Below are 25,055 nucleotides of genomic sequence, written 5' to 3' on the forward strand. Positions count from 1 at the left end.
AATGCGAGTCGGATTCGTTACGGAAATTGCGCGGTCCCTGTTGACATACATTGTAAAATGTTTTCCACAGACACTGTCAAGGTTTGGGTCGAAAGACACCGGAGGGAGGAACCCGTGGGAAACGGATTCGGCGAGAAACTACGTGCCGAACGGCTGGAACGCGGTCTGACCCAGGCCGAGCTGGGTAAGAACCTGTACTCCCCGAGCTACATCTCCCTGCTTGAAACCGGACGGCGCGAGCCCACCCAAGAGGTCATCGAGGAACTCGCCCGGCGCTTGGAATTGGCACCTAAGGCCTTGGAGGCCTGGAGCCAGCCCGTTTCAGTCAGTGACGCCGAGTACGTCCTGGCCGGTCTTTACGCCCGGCAGGCCTGGGACCTACGCGACTACCAATTAGCCGCCAGTCATGCAGCAACGGCAGCGCAGATCGCCCTGGAAGCCAAGAACAACAGCGCTTGGTGGAACATGACCTACATGCAGGCCGAGTGCGTCATGAAGCAGGGCCTGCTGAAGGAATGCCAGCAGATTGTCGAACACCTGCTGGAACACCCTATGGCCACCGAGTCCGCAGGCTTGGGAGTGCGCGCCTGGCAGATGCTTGCTGCTGTGTGCCACGGTCAAGGCCAACTAGCCACCGCCGTCGAGCATGCCAAGAAGGCAGTTGAACTCTCCAGTCAGCTGCCCAAGGGATCCACGCTGATCATCGGCGCCCACCGGGCGTTGATCGGTGCAATGGCTGAGAGCGGAAAACTGGATGAGGCGTGGGAGTACTGCCTTGCGATGATCGAGCACATGGATGAGCACTCCATGTCCCAGCTCGCCGGCGAGGTGGCCTGGGTGGTGGGCAACGTCGCCTTCATGCGCCACGATTACGCAGAGGGCATCAAGCACCACGAACGGGCCGCCAAGCTCCTCTCCCCCGCCAACGACATCGAACTGTGGGCGCGCTTCAACAAGGCCTCCGCCGCAGTCCGGCTGTCCTCCGGAATCGTTGAGCCGGAGACGTTGTCCGCCATCGAGCGGGCCGAGTTGGCCCTGTCCATTGTGGGCGGCAACAAGACCGACCAGCTCGAAGTCGCTTTCATCCGTGCGCGCTGGCTGTACCTGACCGGTGATATTCCTGCCGCCGTCGACAAACTGCGGGAGATTTACGAGGACCGCAAGGTCCTGGCCCGGCACACTGCCGGCGAAGTCTCACTTCTGCTCGGCAAGTCGTTGAAGGCTGCGGGCGAAACCGCCGAGGCGCTTCACTTCCTGGAGGAAGCACAGCACGACTTCAGCGCGGCGGGTGCCTCAGACCGTGTCCAGCAGGCCATGGACGCGGTCCTGGAAATCCGCTTGGCCGAACGCCGCGCCGCCGCAACACACCCGGAAGCCGTTTAAGCGCCAACTGACTGGCAGTAGGGGTTGTTCTGAGCGCTCAGAGCAACCCCTACTGCCAGTCAGTTGGGCAGGCGTTACGCGAAGGTGCGGCCAGTCAGTTTCTCGTACGCTTCGACGTAGCGGGCGCGGGTGCGCTCCACAACCTCGGCAGGCAGTGCCGGCGGAGGGGTGTCCGAGGACTTGTCCCACCCGGATTCCGCGGAGGTCAGCCAGTCGCGGACGTACTGCTTGTCGTAGGACGGCTGCGACTTACCCGGTTCGTACGTGGACGCATCCCAGAAGCGGGACGAGTCCGGCGTCAGGACCTCGTCTCCCAGGGTGATCACGCCCGTGTTCGCATCGACACCGAACTCCACTTTGGTGTCGGCCAGGATGATGCCCCGTTCCCGGGCGATCTCCTCGGCGCGGGTGTAGATCTTCAGGGTGAGCTCGCTCAAGCGTGCAGCGATGTCGTCGCCAACCATGGCCACAACGTCGTCGTACGTGATGTTCTCGTCATGCTCGCCCACCTCGGCCTTGGCCGACGGCGTGAACAGCGCTTTCTTCAGGCGGGACCCGTCAACCAGGCCCTCGGGCAGCGGAATGTCGCACACCGTGCCCGATTCCTTGTACTCGGCCAGCCCGGAACCGGTCAGGTACCCGCGGGCGATGCACTCCACAGGGAACATGTCCAGCTTCTTGCAGATCATGGCCCGGCCCTCAACCTCCGCCGGAACACCGCCTTCAACGGTGGAAGCAAGCACATGGTGCTCAACACCCAGCTGATCGAACCACCACAGGCTCAACTGCGTCAGCACGCGGCCCTTGTCCGGGATCTCGCTGCTGAGCACATGGTCGTAGGCGCTAATCCGGTCGCTGGCCACCACCAGGACGCACTCCTGCCCGAACTTCTCGTTAATGGACTCATCGGCGGGAACGTAGAGGTCGCGGACCTTGCCGGAGTACACGTGCGTCCAGCCGGGAAGCTGCAAAGCCTCCGTCTCAAGGCCGCCGGTGGGAAGGGAATCAGTCATGGCTCAGGCCTGCACTTTCGGGATGCTTCCGGTGGCGCCGTACGGTACGTGGATTTCCCCGCGGGCGGCCTTGCCTGCAATATCCGTACGGAACTGTGCGCCTTCGAGCTGAATCAGCTCCACGCCGTCGTACGCTTTTTCGCGCGCGTCCACCAGGTCGGAACCGAGCGCAACAACGGCCAGGACGCGGCCGCCGGCCGAGACCACCTTGCCGTCGTCGTCCAGCTTGGTGCCGGCGTGGATGACGTGGACGCCGTCCAGCTCGTCAACCTTCTTGAGGCCGCGGATGCGGTCGCCCGTGCGGGGCGTGTCCGGGTAGTTCTCGGCGGCCACGACGACGGCGACCGCCGTGTCCTTGGACCAGCGCAGCTCTTCTGCCGTGTCCAGTTCGCCCTTGGCAGCTGCCAGCAGCAGCGCACCGAGCGGCGTCTTGAGGCGGGCAAGGACGGCCTGGGTCTCCGGATCGCCGAAGCGGACGTTGAACTCGATGACGCGGGTGCCGCGGGAGGTCAACGCGAGGCCGCAGTACAGGACCCCGATGAAAGGCGTGCCACGGCGGGCCATCTCGTCCACGGTGGGTTGGGCGACGCGGTCGATGACTTCCTGGACGAGGCCTTCCGGTGCCCACTCCAGCGGGGTGTAGGCACCCATGCCGCCGGTGTTGGGGCCTTCGTCGTTGTCGAAGATGCGCTTGAAGTCCTGCGCCGGGGACAACGGGACGGTGTTGCGGCCGTCGCAAAGAACAAACAGGGATACCTCGGGGCCGTCGAGGAACTCCTCGATCACCACGGTTCCGCCGGCGTCGAAGCAGGCCTGCGCGTGGGCCAGGGCTTCGTCGCGGTCACGGGTGACAACAACGCCCTTGCCGGCAGCCAGTCCGTCGTCCTTCACAACGTAGGGAGCACCGAAGGTGTCCAGCGCGTCGGCGGCTTCTTCGGCGTTCTCGGCAACCCGGGCCATGGCGGTCGGCACGCCGGCCTCGGCCATGATCTGCTTCGCAAAAGCCTTGGATGCCTCAAGCTGGGCGGCTTCCTTGCCAGGACCGAAAACGGGAATGCCTGCCTCACGGACGGCGTCGGAAACACCGGCAGCGAGGGGAGCTTCCGGACCAACCACTACCAGGTCCACGCCGAGCTTGGTGGCAAGGGCGGACACGGCTTCCGGGCTGTTCCCGTCGATCGCGTGGGTGGGAACCAGTTTGCTGATGCCTGCGTTTCCGGGCGCCGCGTGGACCTCGGAGACGTTGGGATCTTCAAGCAGGGAGCGGACAATGGCGTGTTCGCGGCCGCCTGGGCCAATGACGAGTACCTTCACAGTCTTCAAGGGTACTTTGTGAAGGCGTGCGAGTCCTAAGGTGTGTCAGCCCCCTGGGCAAGGATGACCGGCAAGGATGACCCTGCGTGCATGACCCGGCAGGTTGGACCCGGCAGGGATGACCCGCTCCCGGCGTCCCGCGCCGCCTAGACTGGGCACATGCCACTGAGTTCCCATGAAACGTTCACCGTTGAGTCCGCCGTCGAACTTGCAGTGATCGAACGCAGCGGCTTCATCGAGTCCCGGCACATCGGTTCCGCGGTGGTCCTGTCCGGAGACGGGAATGTGGTTACGAGCCTCGGCGACATCGACGCCCCCGTCATGGCCCGCTCAACCCTCAAGCCGTTCCAGGCCCTCGCCGCCATGCAGTCCGGCGTCCCGCTCCGCGGTGCACAGGTGGCCCTCGCCTGCGCCAGCCACAACGGCTCCCTCGATCACATGGACGTGGTTGAAGGCATGCTGAAAGCGGCCGGGCTGAAGGAAGACCAGCTCCAGTGCCCCGCAGCCTGGCCCCAGGACGAGACCGCAAGGAACTGGCTGGTCCGGACCGAGCGGGGCCAGTCGAAGCTCGCCTTCAACTGCTCGGGCAAGCACGCAGCTTTCCTCTGGGCGTGCGTGGAAAACGGCTGGGACCTCCGCAGCTACCTCGAGCCGAACCACCCCCTGCAGCAGCAAGTGCGCGCCGTGATCGAGGAGTACGCCGACCAGCGGATTGCGCATCTGGGCATCGACGGCTGCGGCGCACCCGTTGCGGCGATCTCCTTGACCGGCTTGGCCCGGGCCTACTCGCGCTTGGCCCAATCGCCCGGGAACCCCGCTTCCAATGCCCGGGCCGCCACCATCGCCACGTCCATGCTGGACTACCCGTGGGCCGTGCAAGGCCGGGGCGAAGCGAATACCACCGTCATGGAAGAGCTGGGAGTCCTGGCCAAGATCGGCGCGGAAGGGGTGCTGGTCCTCGCCACGGACACCGGCGCGACCGTGGCCGTCAAAGTGCTGGACGGGAACCTTCGGGCCACGTCGCTGGTAGGCCTGACGCTCCTTGCCGTGAGCGGCGCCGTGGACATCCCGGCGGTCTCCAACGTGCTGGAGCGCGTGGTGGAACCCGTCCTCGGCGGCGGACGGCAAGTAGGCAGGATCCGGCTGGGCAATGCCGTGTCCGCGTTGCTCGACTAAGACTGATACGCAGGTTTAGGAGAAGTTCATGGCAGTTGCACGACGCCGCGTCGACATCAACGAGGGCCGCGCCGCGCTGGAAGCCTGGCAGTCCGCCGTCGGGCCCCGGGAAGGTTCCGGCGGCGACGAAGCCGGGACCCCGCCGTCGCGCTCCGTCATAGCGACGGCGGTCCGGTACTCGCTGGAGGAAGTCACCGCACGCGCGCCGGGTAATTCGGTGGAGGTCCGTGTACCGCCGTTCGGCGTGACGCAGTGCGTGGAGGGTCCGCGGCACACGCGGGGCACTCCCCCGAACGTCATCGAGACCGACGGCGCCACCTGGCTTGAACTGGTGACCGGACGGATCACGTGGGGAGAGGCCGTTGCCGCCGGGCGTGTAGCAGCTTCCGGCCTGCGCGCGGACCTTTCAACGCTCCTGCCGCTCTAGGCGCACCAACCCGATAGCGGGCGGAAACAGCTGATGCCCCCAAAACCGGGTCTTGGGGGCATCAGCGCGACTGTTTGGAGTCAGTCGGGACAGACCGGGGTTTCGGACTGGCCCTTCTTGCTCATTTCGAACTGTGGAATGTTGTCGGGGGTGGGACCGCCACGGAATTTGGGCGACGGGTTCTGGCCGCCGGTGATCCGCTGCAGTTCCTGCTCCTCGTAGACGTCTTCCTTGCCGAGCATGATGGCCGAATCCTCGTTGGTGATCTCACCCTTGAAAGCACGGAGCATGACGCTGCGGTCGAATTGGCCTTCCCACTTGGCCACCACGAAGGTCGCCACGCAGTTGCCGAGCAGGTTCACTACAACGCGCATGGAGTCCATGAGGCGGTCCGCACCGAGGAGGAGTGCGACGCCGGCAACCGGGAAGATGCCCAGGGCTGCGGCGGTTGCCGAGAGGGCCAGGAACGATGATCCCGGAACTCCTGCCATGCCCTTGGAGGTCAGCAGCAGCACACCGAGCGCCGCGAGCTGCTGGCCGAGGTCCAGGTTGTGCCCGAACGCCTGCGCCAGGAACAGCAGTGAGATGGAGAGGTAGATCGCGGCGCCGTCCAGGTTGAAGGAGTAACCCGTGGGAACCACCAGACCGGTGGTGGCCCGGGAGCAGCCGGCGTTGGTCAGCTTGGTCATGATGCGCGGCATGACGGCCTCCGTGGAGGCGGTTCCGAGTGCCAGCAGGAATTCTTCGCGGGTGTACTTCAGGAAGCTCCACAGCGGAACCCGGGCGAAGCCCCATGCAACGAGGAACAGCAGCGCGATGAAGACGATGGCCGCTCCGTAGCACGCTGCGATCAAGAGGGCGTAGGTGCTGAGGGTGCCCAGGCCGTACTGGCCGATGATGAACGCCATGGCGCCGAAGGCACCAATGGGGGCGACCTTCATGATCCAGGACATGATCTTGAAGATCAGTTCGAGGACGGTCTCCATGAGGCTGATGACCGGCATGCAGCGTTCCCGGCCGATCACCACGATGGCTGCGCCGAAGAAGACGGAGAAGAACAGGACCTGGAGCAGGCTGTTGTTCGCGAAAGCGCCGATGACACTGGTGGGGATGACGTCCAGGATGAAGGCTGCGGCGTCCTTGGGCGGCGCGTTGCCTGTCTTGGCGTTGAGGGCTTCCTGGGACAGCGTCGCGGGATCGATGTTCAGGCCGGCACCCGGCTGGACGATGTTACCTACGATGAGTCCGAAGACGAGGGCGAAAAGCGTGGCGCCGGTGAAGTACAGGAGTGCTTTGACCCCGACCCTTCCGACCGCCTTGACGTCGCCGACCGCTGAGATACCCGTGACGATCACGAGGAAGATCAGCGGGGCAATGATCATCTTGATGAGTTGAATGAAACCATCGCCCAACGGCCGGAGGGTGGACCCGATGGTCGGCCAAAAGTGGCCGATGAGTACACCTGCGACGACGGCGATCAGGATTTGGAAGAAGAGCGACCTATACAGGGGCTTCTTCTTCCGCGGAGCCGAACTCGCCTTCAGCGCCGCAGAGTCTGGGATCTTCATTGATCTGAACCAATCAGTTTGGGAACAGGCCCCTCATTTGGGGGATGTTTTCAATGTAATCCTGCTCACATCATTCCGCAAGGGGAAATTGATTTTCCATAATACGGAAGTCACATCTAGTTTGGTATGCCATTGCGGCGTGCGGCCACGACCCACTTTGACGGCAGGAAGCCCCCGACACGCCGGAAATTCCGGCTTGTCGGGGGCTTCTTGGGCTCAATGTTGGTCGGGGCGGTACGCGCACCTTGGGCGCCAGGCGGGAAACTCCTAGCCGCGGCCGATGAACGGCATGCCGGCGGCGGTCACCACCACGGATCCCACACTGGCCGACGGCGGCATGTTGGCCATCATCAGCACGGCGCGGGCCGCATCATCCACAGGAAACATCGGCTCGACTTTGCGGGACCCATCGGCTTGGAGGGCACCGGAACCAACGCCAATGGTGTCCATGATCTCCGTGCGGGTGTTGCCGATGTCTATCTGTCCGCAGGTGATGCCAAAGCCGCGGCCGTCCAGCTCGATGCTCTTGGTCAGGCCGGTCATCGCGTGCTTGGTGACGGTATACGCAACAGACCTGGGCCTGGGTGAATGCGCGGAGATGGATCCGTTGTTGATGATCCGGCCGCCCTGTGGCTCCTGTGCCTTCATGGTCCGGACGGCCTCGGCGGCACACAGCATGGAGCCGGTCACGTTGACCCGCAGCGTGGCCTCCCACTCCGCGATGTCCAGGTCCCCCACGTCGCCTGCCGGCCCGAAGATGCCGGCATTGTTGAACAGCACATCAACCCGTCCCCAGCGTTGCCGCACCTGTTCGAAAAGGCGCGCAACGTCGTCGGGCACTGTTACGTCGCACGGGACCGCCAGCGCGTCCGGGTGGCCGTCCGCTGTTTCCAGCAGCTGAGCCTCGCGCCGCCCTGCCAGCGCAACCCGGTAACCCTCGGACAGCATGAGCCGGGCAACTGCGCGGCCAATACCGGAACCGGCCCCGGTGACGACGGCGACCCTCGGGTCTGCGGGCAGGCTTGGGTCAGTCATATGGATGCCTTTCGGGTGGTCGCCTAGCGTGCAGCAGTCCGGGCTGCCTGGGTTATGGGCCAGCCTATGACAGTCTTGGGACGCGGCGTGGCGAAGGTGCGCACCTTGGAAGTGGTCAGGCCCAAGCGGACCAGGGACTCGGCGATAGTGACGGCGGAGGCTACCCCGTCCACCACGGGAACGCCGGTGCGCTGGCGGATCTGCTCGTCAAGGCCTGCCATTCCGCCGCAGCCCAGGACGATCACCTCGGCGTGATCCTTGCCCACGGCTTCTTCAGCCTGCCCTACGATCGCCTCGACGGCGCGCTCCGGGTACGCCTCCAACTCCAGGACCGCCATACCGCTGGCACGGACGGAAGCACAGCGGGCGTCCAGGCCGGCCAGTTTGAGACGGTCCTCAATCAGCGGAACCGCCCTGTCCAGGGTAGTGACCACCGAGTACTTGTGACCGAGGAACATGGCCGTGCTGGCTGCTGCCTCGGTGATGTCCACTACGGGGACATCGAGGAGTTCCTGCAGGCCCTCGCGCCCGTGTTCACCGTAGCCTGCCTGGATCACGGCGTCGAAAGGCTCGGGGTAGTTGACCACTGCATCCATGACGGCGATCGCGGCAAGGTAGCTCTCGAAGTTGCCCTCGCAGGAATCGGCGCCGAACCGCGGGGTGATCCCGACGATCTCCGTACCCGGCGCGGCAGCAGCGCGGGCCTGGGCGGCGATGGAATCGGTCATGGACTGCGTGGTGTTCACGTTCGCAACAAGAATGCGCATGGTTTTTCCTCTCAACGGGCAGCGCCCGCCCTGCGACCGGTGGGACCGTGGTCCGGAACCGGGAGGACGGGCAGCGCCTTGGTTTTGCTTCTAGTGGGTGCTTGCGACGGCGATCGGCTCGCCGGAGACGTCAAGGTGTGCCTGCTTCTTGTCAGCCACGGCGAAGTACGTCAGCGCTCCGACGCCCGCTCCGATGAACCAGGCGAACGGCGCGGCCGCGGCCAGGCCCGGAATGAAAGCGATGGCGATGGCCAGCCCTGCGGCCGGGATCATGGCGATGATGGCCCGGGGGTTGACGCCGCGCTTATAGAAGTACGCACCCTTCGGGTCTTCGGTGTAGAGCTCGGGGACGTTGACCTTGCCGCGGCGGACCAGCCAGTAGTCGGCCATCACGACGCCGAACAACGGACCGAGCAGGGCGCCAAGGCCACCGAGGAAGTACACGATGACGATCGGGTTGTTGTACAGGTTCCACGGAAGGATGACCAGGCCGATGGTGCCGCTGACCCAGGCCGCCTTGCGGAAGTTCAGGTGCCGCGGGAACAGGTTGGTCAGTGCGTAGACCGGAGCCACGAAGTTTGCCATCAGGTTCACTGCGATGGTCAGGATCAGCAGTGCAAGGCAAGCCAGGACCAGGAGGAGCGTGTTCGGGATGCTCTGGACGATGTCCGAGGGGCTTTCGATCACCGTTCCGTTGATCTTGTACTGTCCGCCGGCCATGACCACGACGATTGCGCCGAAGACCAGCATGTTGATGGGAATGCCCCAGAAGTTGCCCTTGACGATCGACTTCTTGGACGTGGAAGACCTCGTGAAGTCGCAGAAGTTCAGGACGAACGTGCCGTAGATGGACACCCAGAGGGCACCGCCGGCGAAGATGGTCAGCCACATCTCCGTACCTTCAAGGCCCTTGATGCCGGACCACTGGATGGCACCGCCGGCCTCGACGAAGACCCACACGGCGATGGCGGCCATGGTGACCAGGATGATGGGCCCGGCGAAGGCCTCGTACTTGCGGATCATTTCCATGCCAAAGCTCACGATGACCAGCTGGACGATCCACAGTGCAACGAAGGAGAGCCAGCCCAAGGTGGAGAGGCCGAGGATGGAATTGCTGTCCAGGTCCTTGAGCCCGGGTGCCACAGCTACCAGCAGGACGCGCAGGACCACTGAAGCGAGGTACGTCTGGATGCCGAACCAGGCGACAGCAACGGCGCCACGGACCAGGCTGGCGAGCTGGGCTCCCCGAATGCCAAAGCTGATACGGCTCATGACCGGGAAAGGAACACCGGTTTTCTGCCCCATGAAGCCGGAGAAGTTGAGCAGGGCAAAGAGCAGCACTGCCCCGATTCCCAGCGCAACGAGGATTTGCCAGCCGCCAAGGCCCAAGGAGAAGAGGCCAATGGCGAAGGCGTAATTACCCAGGCTGTGGACGTCGTTGGCCCAGAGGGTAAAGATGCTGTAGCTGGTCCACTTACGGCCCTCCACCTTGGTGGGTGCGAGGTCGATGTTGTAGAGGCTGGGGCTGATGGTACGGCCTGATGCTTCGGAAGCTATGGCGCAGAGTTCCGTATTTCCAACGGAAGGAAGGTGTCCTCCACCTTTATGTGCGTCTTCTTCCGGAGCTCCAGTGACGCCGACTGATGAAGTCGTCTGCATCGTGGATCTCCACTTCGTACTGTTTCCGTCAGGTGGAAACTAGTTATTGAATAGTGAAAACACTTTATGACCTACATCACGCGCGGTCAAGGGGTCGACTGTCTGTCGGGTCACATTCTGTTGATTGGCCGGGGGCGGAGGAGTTGACTGTATCGGTCCAGCAATCCGTATTGACGCCGCCCACCACGCGTGCGTAATCTCGAATTGCAGAATTTTATTCTCACAATACGAAATTCCTTGAGCGCCCCCACAGAGCAAGCGCCCAGACATTCAATGAAGAGAGGTTGGACGTGGCTGCAGGAGAAGAGACCTCACACATCCTCAGCGGGTTGACTGCCCAGCTGCCTGATCGTGATCCGGAAGAGACTGCGGAGTGGATTGAGTCCCTTGATGCGTTGATCGCTGAGCAGGGTACTGAGCGTGCGCAGTTCATTATGCGTTCGTTGCTCCAGCGTGCCGGTGCCCGGAGCGTGGGTGTTCCGATGGTGACCACTACTGATTACGTGAACACGATTCCGGTGGATCAGGAGGCTGAGTTCCCGGGTAATGAGGAGTTCGAGCGCCGGTACCGGGCGTATATGCGGTGGAACGCGGCGGTGATGGTTCACCGGGCGCAGCGCTCCGATATCGGGGTGGGCGGGCATATTTCCACGTACGCGGGCGCGGCGACGTTGTATGAGGTGGGTTTCAATCACTTCTTCCGCGGCAAGGACCATCCTTCGGGCGGGGACCAGGTGTTTTTCCAGGGCCACGCGTCCCCGGGCATGTACGCGCGTGCGTTCATGGAAGGGCGGTTGAGCGAGGAGGATCTGGACGGGTTCCGGCAGGAGAAGTCCAAGGAAGGCCATGCCCTGTCTTCCTACCCGCACCCGCGCCTGATGCCGGGGTTCTGGGAATTCCCGACCGTGTCGATGGGTATCGGCCCGATGAACGCGATCTACCAGGCCCAGTCCAACCGGTACCTGCATAACCGCGGGATCAAGGACACCTCCGACCAGCAGGTCTGGGCGTTCCTTGGTGTGAGGTGTGTCAAGAATGTGAGACAGCCGGGTAGTTTCTTTTCGGTCAGGCAGCAGCGGACAGCGGCTGCCTTTTTGGTGCGAAGTTGGCCATTGCCGTCGCTGGCGGGAGACCCTTGTTGTTGGTGTGAGGCCTCCAGCGGTTGTAGAACACTTCGATGTAACGCATCGTGGCCCGTCTGGCGTCTTGGCGGGTCGCGAAGCTGTGATGGTGATAGAACTCGTTCTTCAGGGATGAAAACAGCGATTCGGCCACGGCGTTATCCCAACACACCCCGGTAGCGCCCATCGATTGACGGATCTTGTTTCCGGCGCACCAAGCGCCCATTTCGCGGGACGTGTACTGCGTCCCGCGATCGCTGTGAAAGATGGCGTTCGGGGTCAGGTGGCCGCGGTCTCTGGCCATCCTCAGGGCCCCGGTAACCAACGAGGCGCGCATGTGGTCCGCCATGGCCCAACCGACGACCATCCTGGTGCACAGGTCAATGACGGTGGCCAGATACAGCCAGCCCTCACCGGTCCGCAAGTAGGTAATATCGCCCACCAAACGGGTGCCCGGGGCATCTGCCGTGAAATCCCGGCCGATGAGGTCCGCGAAGACCTTGTCCGGATCCGAGGCTATGGTGGTGCGCTTGAAGGCGCGCATCCGCTTTGCCGCCCATCCGTTCTCAGCCATGATCCCCGCCACGGTGCCCACCGACACCTCGATGCCGGCGGCAACAAGTTTGGTATGCACCATGCGGTGACCGAAGATCCCGTCCGAGGAATCGAAGACGGTCCTCACCTGGTCCGTCAGTTCCCGGTGACGGGCCGCGGTCGGTGTCTCCTCAGCGTCACGCCACCGGTAGTACGAGGCCCGCGGAAGCCCCAACTGCCGGCACATCCAGGCCACCGGAAAGTCGGCGTTCTCCTCCTGAACAACGCGGTAGAGATCTTCTACCGCTGTTCTTTGGCGAAGAACGCCGAAACTTTTTTCAGGAAATCATTCTCCCGCTCGAGCTCCCGCAGCCGGGCCTCCATGGCTTTGAATTTCACCGGATCTACCGGGTCATCGGGCTTGCCACCGCTTTCCTGATCAGCCTCACGGGCCAACCGAATCCACCGCTTCAGAGCAGTCAACGAGATCCCGAGATCAGCAGCAACGGCAGGCAACGGACGGCCCGAAGACGCCGCCAAAGCGACGGCATCGGCCTTGAACTCATCGGAATAGGTAGGTCGAGCAGACATGAGCACAATCCTTTCAAACTGTGTCTCACATCAGTAGTACACCTCAGTGACGGGGAAATGGACGAGCCCGAATCGCGGGGTTTGCTGCAGCTGGCAGCGAACGAGAACCTGGACAACCTGAACTTCGTGATCAACTGCAACCTCCAGCGCCTGGACGGGCCGGTGCGCGGCAACGGCAAGATCATGCAGGAACTCGAAGCGTTCTTCCGCGGCGCGGGCTGGAACGTGATCAAGGTCGTCTGGGGCCGGGAATGGGACTCCCTCCTGGAAGCGGACCACGACGGTGCGCTGGTCAAACTCATGAACGAAACCGCCGACGGGGACTACCAGACCTACAAGGCCGAATCCGGCGGGTTCGTCCGCGAACACTTCTTCGGCCGCACCCCGCAGACCAAGGACATGGTCGCGGACCTGAGCGATGAACAGATCTGGAACCTCAAACGCGGCGGCCATGACTACCGCAAGGTCTACGCCGCGTACAAGGCAGCGACCGAGTTCAAGGGCAAACCCACCGTCATCCTGGCCAAAACCGTCAAGGGCTACGGCCTGGGCCCGCACTTCGAGGGCCGCAACGCGACCCACCAAATGAAGAAACTGACCATGGAAGACCTCAAAGCCTTCCGTGACCACCTGCGCATCCCGATCAGCGACGAACAACTCGACGCGGACCTCTACCGGCCCCCGTACTACCACCCCGGCATGGACGCCCCGGAAATCCAGTACCTCATGGAACGCCGCAAAGCACTGGGCGGATTCCTGCCCGAACGCCGCCCCGGCCACACCCCCGTGACCCTGCCCGAAGCCAAATCCTACGACATCGCCAAACGCGGATCCGGGAAACAACAAGCCGCGACCACCATGGCCTTCGTGCGCCTGCTCAAAGACCTCATGCGCGATAAAAACTTCGGCCACCGCCTCGTCCCGGTCGTCCCGGACGAATCACGCACCTTCGGCATGGACGCGTTCTTCCCGACCGCGAAAATCTACAACCCCAAAGGCCAGAACTACCTCTCCGTGGACCGCGACCTCGTCCTGGCCTACAAAGAATCCCCCGCCGGACAACTGATCCACCCCGGCATCAACGAAGCCGGAGCCGTCGCAGCATTCACCGCCGCCGGAACCTCCTACGCCACCCACGGCGAACCCCTGGTCCCGATCTACGTCTTCTACTCCATGTTCGGCTTCCAACGCACCGGAGACTCCTTCTGGGCCGCAGCAGACCAAATGACCCGCGGCTTCATCATCGGCGCCACCGCAGGACGAACCACCCTCACCGGCGAAGGACTCCAACACGCCGACGGACACTCCCCCCTGCTCGCCTCCACCAACCCCGCCGTGCGCACCTACGACCCCGCCTACGGCTACGAAATCGGCCACATCATCCACCACGGACTCGAACAAATGTACGGCGACGACGCTGACGCGGATAAGAACGTCATGTACTACCTCACCGTCTACAACGAGCCCATCACCCAACCGGCCGAACCCGCCGACCTGGACATCAACGGACTCCTCAAAGGCATCTACCAACTCGCCCCCGCACCCGAAGGGGACCCGAACCGGCCCACCGCACAAATCCTCGCCTCCGGCGTCTCCGTGCCCTGGGCCCTGGAAGCCGCCCGCATCCTCAACGAGGACTGGGGCGTCGCCGCGGCCGTCTGGTCAGTAACCTCCTGGAACGAACTCCGACGCGACGGACTCGCCGCCGAAGAACACGCCTTCCTCAACCCCGGCCAGGAAACACCCACCCCCTTCATCACCGAACAACTCCACGGCCACAACGGACCCGTCATCGCCGTGTCCGACTACATGAAAGCCATCCCCGACCAAATCCGCCAATACATCCCCAACGACTTCGCCTCCCTCGGAGCAGACGGCTTCGGCTTCTCCGACACCCGCCAAGCCGCCCGCCGCTACTTCAAAAACGACACCCACTCCATCGTCACCAAAACCCTGCAGATGCTGGCGGCGAGGGGCGAGGTTGAGGAGGGAGCGCCGTCGTACGCGATTGACCGCTACAAACTGCTCGACGTCAACGCCGGCACCACCGGAGGCGCAGGCGGCGACGCCTGAACCTTGCATCAACAAAAAGCGGCGGCAGTGTTCTTCATGAACACTGCCGCCGCTTTTTTGTTCCAACAGGACCTACGTTCGCAAGCTGCGCCGATCCACCACAAACCCGGTGGCCGCATTTTCGCGGACTGCATTGATCCCGGCTACAACCGCCTTCAGGTTGGGAAACTGTGGCGACACTGCCACAACCGTGCCGTCGTCGGCCGTGAGCCGGAACCGGAAGGTGCTGGGTCCGGCCTTGAGAATTTCGAAACTGCCCGCCATCTTTGTTTGTCCTCCACGCGTCATTGCATCAGAGCTGATTTGAACAATTCCCTTCAGACCCTAATAGGCCCGCGAAGGCGCCAAAAGCCCTACCCGCCAGTAGTTTTTCAACCAATTCCGGTAGATAACCCTCAAAAGCCTGCATGGACCTAGAGACCCCGTCGAATGCCGCGCGTATGGTGAGGATATGACTCACTCCGGCTCATCACAGATCACCGGCGTCCTGTTGGCGGCCGGGGCAGGAACCCGTCTGGGCCGCGGCCCCAAAGCACTGCTCCCCTTCCGGGGGCGCACCCTGGTGGAAGTGCTGGCCGAAACCCTGTATGACGGCGGGTGCCGCGAGGTGGTGGTGGTGCTCGGTGCCGAGGCGGCCAACATCCGGAAGAACACCGACCTGGATCGCTACACGGTGGTGGAAAACGCCGATTGGGCCAAGGGAATGGCGGGCTCGTTCCGCACCGGCATCGAGGCCGCCAACCCCAACAACAGCATCCTGGTGGCTCTGGTGGACCAGCCCGGACTGACCCCGACGGCGGTCAGCAGGTTACTGGGCGCCCACCGTCCCGGCCGGATCACTGCGGCGGCCTACCCCGATGATGCGGGCCACCTGAAGCGTCGGCACCCGCTGATCATCGACGTCGGGCTCCGCGAGCAAGCCGCGGAAGCGGCGAAAGGTGACACGGGGGCGCGGTCCTTCCTCAAGGCGCATCCGGGCCTGGTGGACCTGGTGGATTGCAGCGACCTCTGCTCCGGCGAGGACCTGGATACCAAGGACCAGCTGCACCTGCTCGAAGCCTGATCCGCCCCCGCTTTAACCCGCCCCGCTCCCCCGTTTTAACCCAAGTAGGTCGCAATAGTGCGCGTTTTGACGGGTCTAAACGCGCACTATTGCGACCTAGTTGGGTGCTGGGCGGGGCGGGGTGGGGTTGGTTAGTTGGGTACCAGGGTGCGGTCGCGGAGGGCGAGGTAGATCTTGTCCCGCGCGATGGGGAGTTCGCCGAAGCGCACCCCGGTCGCGTTCCGGATCGCGTTGGCCAACGCCGGTGCCACGGGGTTGAACGGACTCTCGCTCATGGACTTGGCGCCGAGCGGCCCCGTGGAGTCATTGGTCTTGGCGAAGTAGACCTCGCTCCGGGGCACGTCCGCGAAGGACGGGATGTGGTACTGCCGCAGGATGTCCGTGGTCACGTGCCCGGAGTCGTCAACTTTGACCTCCTCATACAGCGTGGCACCCAAGGCCTGCGCAATGCCGCCCTCGATCTGTCCCCGGCACTGGCGTGGGTTGACCACGACGCCGGCGTCGGCAGCCTGGACGCTCTGCAGGATCCGCAGCTCTCCCGTTCCGGTGTTCACGGCAACCCTGAATCCGTGGACGTTGAAGGCAACCGAACGCGGCGTGCCTCCCCAGTTGCCGTCGGTGGCGAGGCGGACGCCTTGGAGGCGGGCGGCGTCGTAAATTTCCTTCATCGGCACCGAACGGTCGCCGCACTCCACGGCTCCGTCCACCAGGCGGCAATCCGCCAACGGCACGCCCGTGAGCGATGCGGCGACGGTCTGGATCCGGGTGGCGAGCTCGAGCGCGGCCGCGAGGGTCGCCTTCCCGGCCACCACTGTCCCTGCCGAACCGAAGGCGCCGGTGTCGTGCTCCACCAGGTCCGTGTCCGACTGCCGCACCTGAATGGCGTAGGCGGAGGTCCCCAACGCGGTGGCAGCCAGCTGCGCATGCACGGTTGTGGTGCCGTTCCCGAATTCCGCAGTTCCGACGTCGACGGCGAACCTTCCGTCCGCTTCGAGGCTCACCCGGGTGTGGGCGAAGTGGCCGCGCGGCGGGACGGTGTCGATCATGGACAGTGCCGCGCCTTCGCCGGTGACCCATTCCGGGCCGAGGTCATCCAGGCCCGCGGCGCGGTAACGTTCCTTGCCGCGGTCAAGGGCGTCCCGGACAAGTGACACGCATTGGTCCAGGCCGTAGCTGCCGTAATGCACATCTTCTTCGGGTTCGGGGGTGGTGGAGAGCATGTGGTCGCCGGGCCGGACCATGTTCTTGAGCCGGAAATCCAGCGGGTCCATGCCGATTCCGACTGCAAGCTCATCAATGGCGGACTCGATCGCGAAGATCATCTGGCTGAGGCCATAGCCGCGGAAGGCACCTGCAGGAACCGTGTTGGTATACACCGCCTGCGCATCGACCTTCTTGTTGACGCACTTGTACACGGCCAGGGATTCGCCGCAGCCGTGGAACATGACCCCCGGAGCGTGGTTTCCGTAGGCGCCGGTGTTGGTGATGACATCCAGTTGCAAGGCCGTGAGGTAACCGTCGCGGTTGGCCCCTGCCTTGAGCTTGATGGTGAAGGGGTGCCGTGTAGTGGTGGCCATGAACTGCTCGGTCCGGGTGAATTCCAACTGCACCGGGCGTTTGAGGGCCAGCGCCGCAAGTGCCACGAGGTCCTCAGTGAGCACTTCCTGCTTGCCCCCGAAACCGCCGCCGACGCGTCCTGCCACCACGCGGACCGACTCCTCCGGAAGATCGAACAGCCGGACCAAGGTGCGCTTCACCAGGAACGGAACCTGGCTGGAGGAGCGGACCATCAGCCGGCCGTCCTCGTCAAGCCACGCGATGGCCGAGTGGGTTTCCATGGCAACGTGCTGAACACGCTGCGTCCGGTAGGTGTGTTCATGGACGAAGTCAGCGGCCGCAAAACCCTCCTCCACGCTGCCGAGCTCCGCGTGGACTTCAGCCACTACGTTGTCCAGGGGCCGGGCGATCCGCGTAGCCACCGCGTCTTTGTCACCATGGATGACGGGAGCACCGGGAAGGATGGCTTCCAGGGGCGTGAACACCGCGTCCAGGAGCTCGTATTCCACTTCCAGCGCACGGGCACCTGCCTCGGCTGCGCCCACCGATTCCGCTACGACGGCGGCAACCCGCTGCCCGATAAAGCGCACCACGTTATCCAGGACGCGGGTGTCGTCGGGATCGTCCGTGTAGTGCTCGTGCTGGGCGGTGGAGAAGAGTTGCTGCGGGGCGTCTTCATGAGTGAACACGGCCACGACCCCCGGCACGGCGAGCGCAGGCGCCTTGTTGATGGACACGATGCGTGCGTGCGGGTGCGGTGAACGGACCAGCTTGAGATGGAGCAGGCCGGGCAGCTGGTCCGCTGGAACATCAAGGGCATACCTCGCGGTTCCGGTGACCACGGCCGGGCCGGCGGGTGCGGGCACGTTGTCGCCCAGCTGACCGCTCTTAGGTTCGACGGCGGCGGGTGACTGTGCGCCGGAAACGTCAGCTCCGGCGTCGTGCGCGTCTGGACCGTGCCCGTCCGGACCGTGGCCGCAGACCGCGTCCGCAATGGAGCGGTACCCAGTGCACCGGCAGAGGTTGCCCTTGAGGTTCCGCGGCAGGTTGGCGCGCTGTTCGTCGTCGAACGTTGCAGCGGTCATCATCATCCCGGCGGTGCAGAAGCCGCACTGGAAGCCTTGCGCCTCAAGGAACTGTTCCTGCACGGGGTGAAGTCCGTCGGCCGTGGCGAGACCTTCGATGGTGGTGACGGCTTTTCCTTCGGCACGGACGGCCGGGTAGATGCAACTGTGGACGGGCGTGCCGTCGACGTGGACGGTGCAGGCCCCGCAGTCACCGCCGTCGCAACCCTTCTTGACGCCGAAGTTGCCTTGCTCGCGGAGGAAGGTGCGGAGGCACTGGCCGGGGCGGGGTGTGGCCTGCGAGGCAGCGCCGTTGATCTCAATTGCCATGGGAGGCCTCCTTCTGGGTGCCTGACGTTTCGGGTTGCGTGGACGGCTGCGGCGAGGTGGCGTGCGGGGGCCAGAAGTCGCCGGACACGGTCATGGATTCGTCCAGCAACTCGGCCCGGATTTCCTCGGCGAGCCGGAAGGTCATGTCACGCCGCCATGCGGGGAGCCCGTGGATGTCGTCGTGGTACAGGTCGAGGGGGATGGAATGCTCGACGGCGGCAGCCAGGGCCGCGGCGTCGGGAACCTGATCGGCGGGGAACCGCAGCTGCACGGGCCGCTTGGTGGACGCCGTGACGGTGATGACGAGGCCAAAGACGGGATCCAGCCGGCCGATCAGCAGCACCCCGGAACGGCCGAGGTTGCTCAGGGAAAGACGACGGAACGCCACCCGCGCCGAGAGCGCCTCGGCAGGAAGGTGGATGCTCCGCAGCAGCTCACCCGGGGCCAGAACGTTCTCCATCTCCCCCGTGACGAAATCGGCAACTGGAACGTTGCGGCTGGTGCCGTCGGGGCTGAGGATGGTGGCCATGCCGTCCAGGCCGGCGCACAGCGAGATCATGGGACCGGCGGGCAGGGAGGTGCAAAGGTTGCCGCCCACGGTGGACATGTTCCAGATCTTGAAGGACGCCACGAACGAGTCGCAGCTGGGACGCACCAGGGCCAGGCCGGGCCATTCGCGGTGGGCCGCTTGATCCGACTCCGGCAAGGCGTACAGTTCAGCCACCGTGCAGGTGGCGGCGAGTTCAATGCCTTCATCGGTGAGGGTGATGGCGGGCCAGCCGGCATTGCCGAGGTCGAGGAGCCGCTGCAGGACGGTGCTTCCGTAGGAGAAGAGGACCGTCCCGCCGGCCAGCCAGGCATCCCCTTCCCGCCACTGGGCCGGATCCGTGGTTGGTACCACGGCCTCTATGGTGTTCATGTCCATGAGTCCTCCTCGGTCAGAGAGTCTTGGGTGCCGGTCCCGGCATGAATTGGACCGGAAGTGTCTTTGAGAGAGCGGAAAGCTCCAACCCCGTGCAGGCTTCCCCGCGATGCGACGATTTCCGCAGTGATGGATACGGCCACCTCGGCAGGCGTGACGGCGCCCAACTCCAGCCCGATGGGCGAATGCAGCCGTTCCAGGGTCCCGGCGGGCGTGCCCCTCTCCAGCAGCGCATCAGTGCGCTGCCGGTGGCTTCGCCGCGAACCCATGGCCCCCACGTAGGCGAGGTTCAGGCTGAGCGCTGTTTCCAGCAGGGGAAGATCAAATTTGGGGTCGTGGGTCAGGATGCAGACCACGGTGCGGGCGTCGATGCGTCCGGCTTCTGCTTCGTTCTCCAGGTAGCGGTGGGGCCATTCCGTGATCACCTGGTCCGCCCCGGCGAAGCGGCTTTGCTGCGCGAAGGCGGGGCGTGCGTCGCACAAGGTGACCTCGTAGCCCAGGAGTTGCCCGGCCGGCAGCAGCGCGGCACCAAAGTCGTTGGCTCCGAACACCAGCATGCGGGCCGCCGGCAGTCGGCTTTCAACAAACAGCGTGATGGGTTGGGGTTCCGGTTCATCACGGGGAGCCTCCCAGCGGTCCAGCGTGACCCAACCGTCGATGCAACCCTCGGGCGGGGCCAGCCGCACCAAACCGGCGCGGCCGCCTTGAAGCAGTGGCTCCACCTGGGCAGCCGCTGCGAAGAGCGTTGCGGGGTGGTCCCCCACCAGCTTGGCGAGTTCAGTGGACTCCATCGCGCGGAAGCGCACAGGATCATGCACGACGACGACTCCCCCTGCGCCGTCCAGCCTGCGGATGAGTGCCAAGGGGCTTGGGGCCTGGCCGTTGCGGGCTGCGGTGGATTCGTCCGCCAGCGATGAGAGCCCGTCCGCGAGGGGTTGGATATGGACTTCCAGTTCCCCTCCACAGGTAAGCCCCACCTCGAAAGCGTCCTCCGCACTGTAGCCGAACGACTCAAGGCGCGGGCCGCCGTCGCGCATTGCTTCCAACGCCGCTTCAACCACGGCCCCTTCCACGCATCCGCCGGACAGGCTGCCCAGGATCTCGCCGGTTTCCGAGACCATCATGGACGTCCCCAAGGGCCGCGGAACCGAGCCGCCGGTTCCAACAATCGTTGCCACAGCGCACCGTTGGCCGGAGACCGCCGGCCGCCAGCTGCCCAGTGAAGGCATCAGATCCAGCATGGCTACACGTCCTTTTCCAGGTGTCCCGGCAGGGTGGCCCGGCCGGGGCAGTGCGCGATCTTGCCTCAATTCTCATTCGGGATGGTGGCTGAGGATAGTCGCGCTGACTAAGTTCAATGGTTTTGGTGGAGTGGGGCAGGGCTTCATCTCCCTGCCCCACTCGATGGAGCTGCGCGCTCCATGGCGGAGCATCGGCTCCCGGCCGCCGCCCGCCGTCGTCCCTTAATCAGGTGCCCTGCTGTGGAAGGGACCTTCCCTCATAAGGGAGGACGGCTGACGCCTATTCGTGCGGTGGGAGCGGATTCAACGCCGTTTCGGGTGCCGGTTTGCCCGCCGGCACGGGGTTTGCCGCCCCGGTCAGATGCCCATCAGCGCATTGATCGGGCCGCGGGCGAAGTAGATGACGAAGCCGGCCGTGACCACCCACATGAGTGGATGCACTTTCTTGGCTTTGCCGGACGCCGCGTTGACCACTGCGAAGGAGATGAATCCGACGCCGATGCCGTTGGCGATCGAGTAGGTCAGTGGCATGGTGACGATTGTCAGGAATGCCGGGAGTGCAATGGCGAACTTGGTGAACTTGATTTCACGGATCTGGGCCATCATCATCGCGCCCACAACCACCAGGGCAGCAGCTGCAACTTCCAGCGGAACCACCGAGGTGAGCGGGGTGAAGAACATCGATCCCAGGAACAACGCGCCGGTGACCACGGAAGCCAGGCCGGTGCGGGCGCCTTCGCCGATGCCCGCTGCGGAGTCGATGTAGACCGTGTTGGACGAACCGGACGTTGCGCCGCCCACCACTGCGCCCATGCCTTCAACAATGAAGGCGGACTTCAGCTTGGGGAACGTTCCGTCCTTGTGTGCCACGCCGGCGCTCTTGGCCAGGCCGGTCATGGTGCCCATGGCGTCGAAGAAGTTGGTGAACACCAGGGTGAAGACCAGCATGGTGGCAGCCAGGCCGCCGATCCGTGCGAACGAACCGAAGAGATCGAACTGGCCCACGAGGCTCAGGTCCGGGACTGACACCAGCTGGCCGGAGAGCACCGGGGTGTTGAGGTGCCAGCCGCCGGGGTTGTCAGCGCTGCCGGGACCGATCCGGAACACGGCCTCGGCAACAGCGGCGAGGACGGTTGTTGCGACGATGCCGATCAGCAGGCCGCCCTGGATCTTGCGTGCCACGAGGATACCCATGACCAGCAATCCGACGATGAAAACGAGGGTGGGGATGGACGTGATGGATCCATCATTGCCGAGCTGGACCGGCGGGCCGCCCTTGGTGGGACGGACAAAGCCGGAGTCGACGAAGCCGATGAAGGCGATGAACAGGCCGATGCCAACGGTGATGGCGGCCTTGAGTTCCTTGGGTACTGCCTTGAAGATCGCCGTCCGTGCGCCCGTGGCGCCGAAGAGGACAATCAGGACGCCGTTGATGACCACCAGGCCCATGGCTTCGGGCCACGTCACCTCCTGGATGACCGCGACGGCCAGGAAGGAGTTGATGCCAAGGCCCGCTGCGAGACCGAAGGGCAGGTTGGCCACGAGGCCGAAGATGATGGTCATGACACCGGCCGTGAGGCCAGTGACAGCACCTACTTGCGCTGCCGACAGCCAGCCGCCGGCAACATCCGTGGGAGCGTTGTCGGCGGTGAAGCCGCCCAGGATGAGGGGGTTGAGGATGACGATGTACGCCATGGTGAAGAAGGTGACCAGGCCGCCGCGGAACTCCCGGGCGAGCGTGGATCCGCGCTTGGAGATCTCGAAGAACTTGTCCAGGAAGTTCGGCGGCTTCTTGCCGTTGCCTGCTCCGGGTGCGGTGGTTGCGTGTGCCGCTGCGTGCCCTGCGCCCTTGTCCCCGTTGGGGAGGAGCGCAGCCTGCTTCTCAGCGGCGGTCTGCTTTTCAGCGGTATTTTGCATGTCTGCCGTATCCAGGATTTCCATGTCAGCCACCGGGCCCTAGTAGTCAATCCTGGAATCGAGGGTGTTCCATGTGGTGAACGGCTGGAGGACCGCCGGAGCCTGGGGGTCGCCCAGTTCCAACTTGGATACCGGCATCAGCTCGTCCCGGTTGTCATTCTCGAAGTACTCGTAGAAGACCGCGTCATCGAAGCCGACGGACGCGGCGTCATGGCGGTCGGCCGCGAAGAACACGCGGTCAATGCGGGCCCAGAGTGCGGATGCCAGGCACATGGGGCACGGCTCGCAGCTGGTGTAGAGGGTTGCTCCGCTCAGGTCGAAGGTTCCCAGTTCGCTGCAGGCGTTGCGGATGGCCGTTACTTCTGCGTGGGCGGTGGGATCGTTCGAGGCGGTCACGCGGTTGACGCCATGGAAGGCTTGTCCGTCCGCGGTAACAATGACGGCGCCGAAAGGGCCTCCACTGTTGAGGACATTGGCCGTTGCCAGCTCAATGGATGTGGCCAGGAATTGTTCGGCCGTGACGGTTGTACTCATGTTGCGACTTCCTTAGTGCTGGGAAGCCGGGTGACCTGTCGGGGGCGCGCCGGAAAAGAGAGCTCCAGTGCTTGGTTACCAGGCTTCAGCATGTGCGATGAAGGTTAAGTTGCGCCTGGTAGATAGCTTCCCGGGATCCGGGTGCCCGCCTTTGGCAGATAGAGCGTAACACCCACGCTGTGAGCCGCGCCATACGTTTTTTGAAAAAAGTTTTTCGTCTTGTGAAATTTTCCTTTGGAGTGCGGTTGACGCCGGATATGACCGGCGACGCTCCCACGGACGTTGACTGCCGCCGTCGGAAATCTTACTCTGGCGGGACCGGAGCTGACGTGACGCCCGGAACCTGGATCAGCAGACAGGGCCTAACTGAGCTGGAACGCAGAAACGCCGACCAGACAAGGAACCCTTCATGCTGTGGATCAAAAACCCACTCGGAATCTTCACCGCCAACGACCTCGACGCCGGCAACGGATTGGTGGTTTCCGATTCCGGCACCATCGTGGAACTAGTGCCCGCCGGAGGCCGCCCTTCGGTTCCCTGCACCGAGTTCGACGCCTCCGCGCACGTCGTCCTGCCGGGCCTGATCAACACGCACCACCACTTCTACCAAACGCTCACCCGCGCCTGGGGACCAGTGGCCAACGCTCCCCTTTTCCCGTGGCTGCAAAACCTCTACCCCGTCTGGGCACGGCTCACCCCGCGCAGCCTGGAACTCGCCGTGCAGGTAGCACTTGCCGAACTGCTGTTGTCCGGCTGCACCACCGCCGCCGACCACCACTACCTCTTCCCGGACGGCATGGAAGACGCGATTGACATTGAAGTCTCCGCAGTGCGGTCCATGGGCATGCGGGCCACCCTGACCCGCGGGTCCATGACCTTGGGAGAGGACGACGGCGGCCTGCCGCCCCAAACCACCGTCCAGTCACCGGAGGCGATCCTCGCGGACAGCGAACGACTCATCCGTGAGTATCACCAGACCGGCGCCGGGGCATCCGTGCAGATCGCCCTAGCCCCTTGCTCGCCCTTCTCCGTGACCAAGGAAATCATGGCCGAGTCCGCGGTCATGGCCGAACAGTACGATGTCCGGCTGCACACACACCTCGCCGAAACCATCGACGAGGAGGACTTCTGCCGCTCCATGTTCGGCCTCCGGACCGTTGATTACCTGGAATCCGTCGGTTGGCTCGGATCACGGACCTGGCTGGGACACGGCATCCATTTCAACGACGAGGAGATCGCCCGGCTGGGAGCCGCCGGAACCGCCGTCGCGCATTGCCCGACGTCGAACATGCGGCTGGCGTCCGGCACCGCGCGGGTGCTGGAACTTGAGGCGGCCGGGGTTCCAGTGGGCCTGGGGGTTGACGGTTCTGCCTCCAACGATGCGTCGAACATGATCCTCGAGGCGCGCCAGGCCCTGTACCTGCAGCGGCTCCGATACGGCGCCTCGGTCCCCGTGTCCCGCGCGCTCGGCTGGGCGACCCGAGGATCCGCCGCCGTTCTTGGCCGCTCGGACATCGGGCAGTTGGCTCCGGGAATGCAGGCCGACCTCGCCATGTTCAAGCTCGATTCCCTGCGCTTCTCCGGGAGCCACGATCCTGTGGCAGCACTGCTCCTTTGCGGCGCGGACCGGGCCGACCGGGTGATGGTGGGCGGGTCCTGGCGGGTTGTTGACGGCGCGATTCCCGATCTGGATGTGGCCGGGCTGATCGCGGAGCACTCGGCCGCAGCCCGGAAGCTGATCGCGGGGTAGGTCCGGCTGCGCGTGT

The 25,055-nt window shown here is 64.3% G+C and carries 18 protein-coding genes and 3 pseudogenes; 7 read left to right on the forward strand and 14 right to left on the reverse strand.

Going from position 1 to position 25,055, the window contains the following annotated elements; genetic code table 11:
- Positions 1-114 precede the first annotated feature (114 nt).
- Entirely contained in the window at positions 115-1,383 is a 1,269-nt protein-coding gene (locus tag RI444_RS17800; RefSeq protein ID WP_062099342.1) for a helix-turn-helix domain-containing protein, read from the forward strand.
- A gap of 74 nt (positions 1,384-1,457) precedes the next feature.
- Here the strand turns inward: RI444_RS17800 and RI444_RS17805 are convergent, their stop codons facing one another.
- Together RI444_RS17805 and purD are read right to left on the reverse strand one after the other, a co-directional pair.
- Entirely contained in the window at positions 1,458-2,396 is a 939-nt protein-coding gene (locus RI444_RS17805; protein ID WP_062097912.1) for a phosphoribosylaminoimidazolesuccinocarboxamide synthase, read from the reverse strand.
- A 3-nt stretch (positions 2,397-2,399) separates the two neighbouring features.
- A complete protein-coding gene (purD, locus tag RI444_RS17810) occupies positions 2,400-3,710 on the reverse strand; it encodes a phosphoribosylamine--glycine ligase (protein ID WP_021473777.1) in 1,311 nt (436 codons plus the stop codon).
- 159 nt (positions 3,711-3,869) lie between these two features.
- On the opposite strand from purD, the gene RI444_RS17815 reads away from it, so the two are divergent.
- A complete protein-coding gene (locus tag RI444_RS17815) occupies positions 3,870-4,886 on the forward strand; it encodes an asparaginase (protein WP_021473776.1) in 1,017 nt (338 codons plus the stop codon).
- Positions 4,887-4,914: 28 nt separating this feature from the next.
- The gene (locus RI444_RS17820) at positions 4,915-5,313 is read left to right on the forward strand and encodes a sterol carrier family protein (protein ID WP_207605574.1); all 399 of its coding nucleotides are present in this window, start codon (positions 4,915-4,917) and stop codon (positions 5,311-5,313) included.
- 80 nt (positions 5,314-5,393) lie between these two features.
- Here RI444_RS17820 and RI444_RS17825 read toward each other — a convergent pair whose 3' ends face one another.
- The 4 genes from RI444_RS17825 to RI444_RS17840 all read right to left on the reverse strand — a co-directional run bounded on the left by RI444_RS17825 (position 5,394) and on the right by RI444_RS17840 (position 10,342).
- Positions 5,394-6,881 carry a cation:dicarboxylate symporter family transporter gene (locus RI444_RS17825; protein ID WP_207605573.1) on the reverse strand — a complete coding sequence of 496 codons (1,488 nt, stop codon included), beginning with the start codon at positions 6,879-6,881 and terminating at the stop codon, positions 5,394-5,396.
- A gap of 267 nt (positions 6,882-7,148) precedes the next feature.
- Positions 7,149-7,916, reverse strand: a complete 768-nt coding sequence (locus tag RI444_RS17830) for an SDR family oxidoreductase (protein ID WP_021473772.1) — start codon at positions 7,914-7,916, stop codon at positions 7,149-7,151.
- Between the two features lie 23 nt (positions 7,917-7,939).
- Complete coding sequence (locus tag RI444_RS17835; protein WP_021473771.1) at positions 7,940-8,683, reverse strand: aspartate/glutamate racemase family protein; 744 nt, start codon at positions 8,681-8,683, stop codon at positions 7,940-7,942.
- Between the two features lie 90 nt (positions 8,684-8,773).
- Positions 8,774-10,342: an NCS1 family nucleobase:cation symporter-1 gene (locus RI444_RS17840; protein WP_021473770.1), complete on the reverse strand. Its 1,569-nt coding sequence runs from the start codon at positions 10,340-10,342 to the stop codon at positions 8,774-8,776.
- A 290-nt stretch (positions 10,343-10,632) separates the two neighbouring features.
- On the opposite strand from RI444_RS17840, the pseudogene RI444_RS17845 reads away from it, so the two are divergent.
- Positions 10,633-11,361 (forward strand): annotated as a pseudogene (locus RI444_RS17845) (pyruvate dehydrogenase (acetyl-transferring), homodimeric type); the annotation flags it as partial.
- A 46-nt stretch (positions 11,362-11,407) separates the two neighbouring features.
- Here RI444_RS17845 and RI444_RS17850 read toward each other — a convergent pair.
- Both RI444_RS17850 and RI444_RS17855 read right to left on the reverse strand, forming a co-directional pair.
- A pseudogene (locus RI444_RS17850) lies at positions 11,408-12,262 on the reverse strand (IS3 family transposase); the annotation flags it as partial.
- 35 nt (positions 12,263-12,297) lie between these two features.
- Positions 12,298-12,588 (reverse strand): transposase, encoded by a 291-nt coding sequence (locus RI444_RS17855; RefSeq protein WP_062098648.1) that lies wholly within the window; start codon positions 12,586-12,588, stop codon positions 12,298-12,300.
- Positions 12,589-12,630: 42 nt separating this feature from the next.
- Between RI444_RS17855 and aceE the strand changes: the two are divergent.
- A pseudogene (aceE, locus tag RI444_RS17860) lies at positions 12,631-14,661 on the forward strand (pyruvate dehydrogenase (acetyl-transferring), homodimeric type); the annotation flags it as partial.
- Positions 14,662-14,733: 72 nt separating this feature from the next.
- Here the strand turns inward: aceE and RI444_RS17865 are convergent.
- A complete protein-coding gene (locus tag RI444_RS17865) occupies positions 14,734-14,925 on the reverse strand; it encodes a YegP family protein (RefSeq protein ID WP_021473425.1) in 192 nt (63 codons plus the stop codon).
- A gap of 187 nt (positions 14,926-15,112) precedes the next feature.
- On the opposite strand from RI444_RS17865, the gene nboR reads away from it, so the two are divergent.
- Entirely contained in the window at positions 15,113-15,724 is a 612-nt protein-coding gene (gene nboR, locus RI444_RS17870) for a nicotine blue oxidoreductase (protein ID WP_021473426.1), read from the forward strand.
- Between the two features lie 131 nt (positions 15,725-15,855).
- On the opposite strand, the gene RI444_RS17875 is transcribed toward nboR, so the two are convergent.
- From RI444_RS17875 to RI444_RS17895, 5 genes are all read right to left on the reverse strand, one after another.
- Complete coding sequence (locus tag RI444_RS17875) at positions 15,856-18,675, reverse strand: molybdopterin-dependent oxidoreductase (RefSeq protein WP_207605571.1); 2,820 nt, start codon at positions 18,673-18,675, stop codon at positions 15,856-15,858.
- Entirely contained in the window at positions 18,665-19,600 is a 936-nt protein-coding gene (locus tag RI444_RS17880) for an FAD binding domain-containing protein (protein ID WP_021473428.1), read from the reverse strand. Before RI444_RS17880 ends, RI444_RS17875 begins: the two co-directional genes overlap by 11 nt.
- On the reverse strand, positions 19,591-20,838 hold the full coding sequence (locus RI444_RS17885; protein ID WP_021473429.1) for an XdhC family protein: 1,248 nt from the start codon (positions 20,836-20,838) through the stop codon (positions 19,591-19,593). The genes RI444_RS17880 and RI444_RS17885 overlap by 10 nt, the downstream gene beginning before the upstream one ends.
- Before the next feature lie 357 nt (positions 20,839-21,195).
- A complete protein-coding gene (locus RI444_RS17890) occupies positions 21,196-22,788 on the reverse strand; it encodes an NCS2 family permease (protein ID WP_193592870.1) in 1,593 nt (530 codons plus the stop codon).
- A 6-nt stretch (positions 22,789-22,794) separates the two neighbouring features.
- Positions 22,795-23,289, reverse strand: a complete 495-nt coding sequence (locus RI444_RS17895; protein ID WP_021473431.1) for a nucleoside deaminase — start codon at positions 23,287-23,289, stop codon at positions 22,795-22,797.
- Positions 23,290-23,698: 409 nt separating this feature from the next.
- Here RI444_RS17895 and RI444_RS17900 point away from each other — a divergent pair, with 409 nt between their 5' ends.
- Positions 23,699-25,039, forward strand: coding sequence for an 8-oxoguanine deaminase (locus tag RI444_RS17900; RefSeq protein ID WP_179012328.1), 1,341 nt, complete (start codon positions 23,699-23,701; stop codon positions 25,037-25,039).
- Positions 25,040-25,055 lie beyond the last annotated feature (16 nt).

The organism is Paenarthrobacter sp. AT5 (assembly GCF_032764245.1).
GTDB lineage: Bacteria > Actinomycetota > Actinomycetes > Actinomycetales > Micrococcaceae > Arthrobacter > Arthrobacter ureafaciens.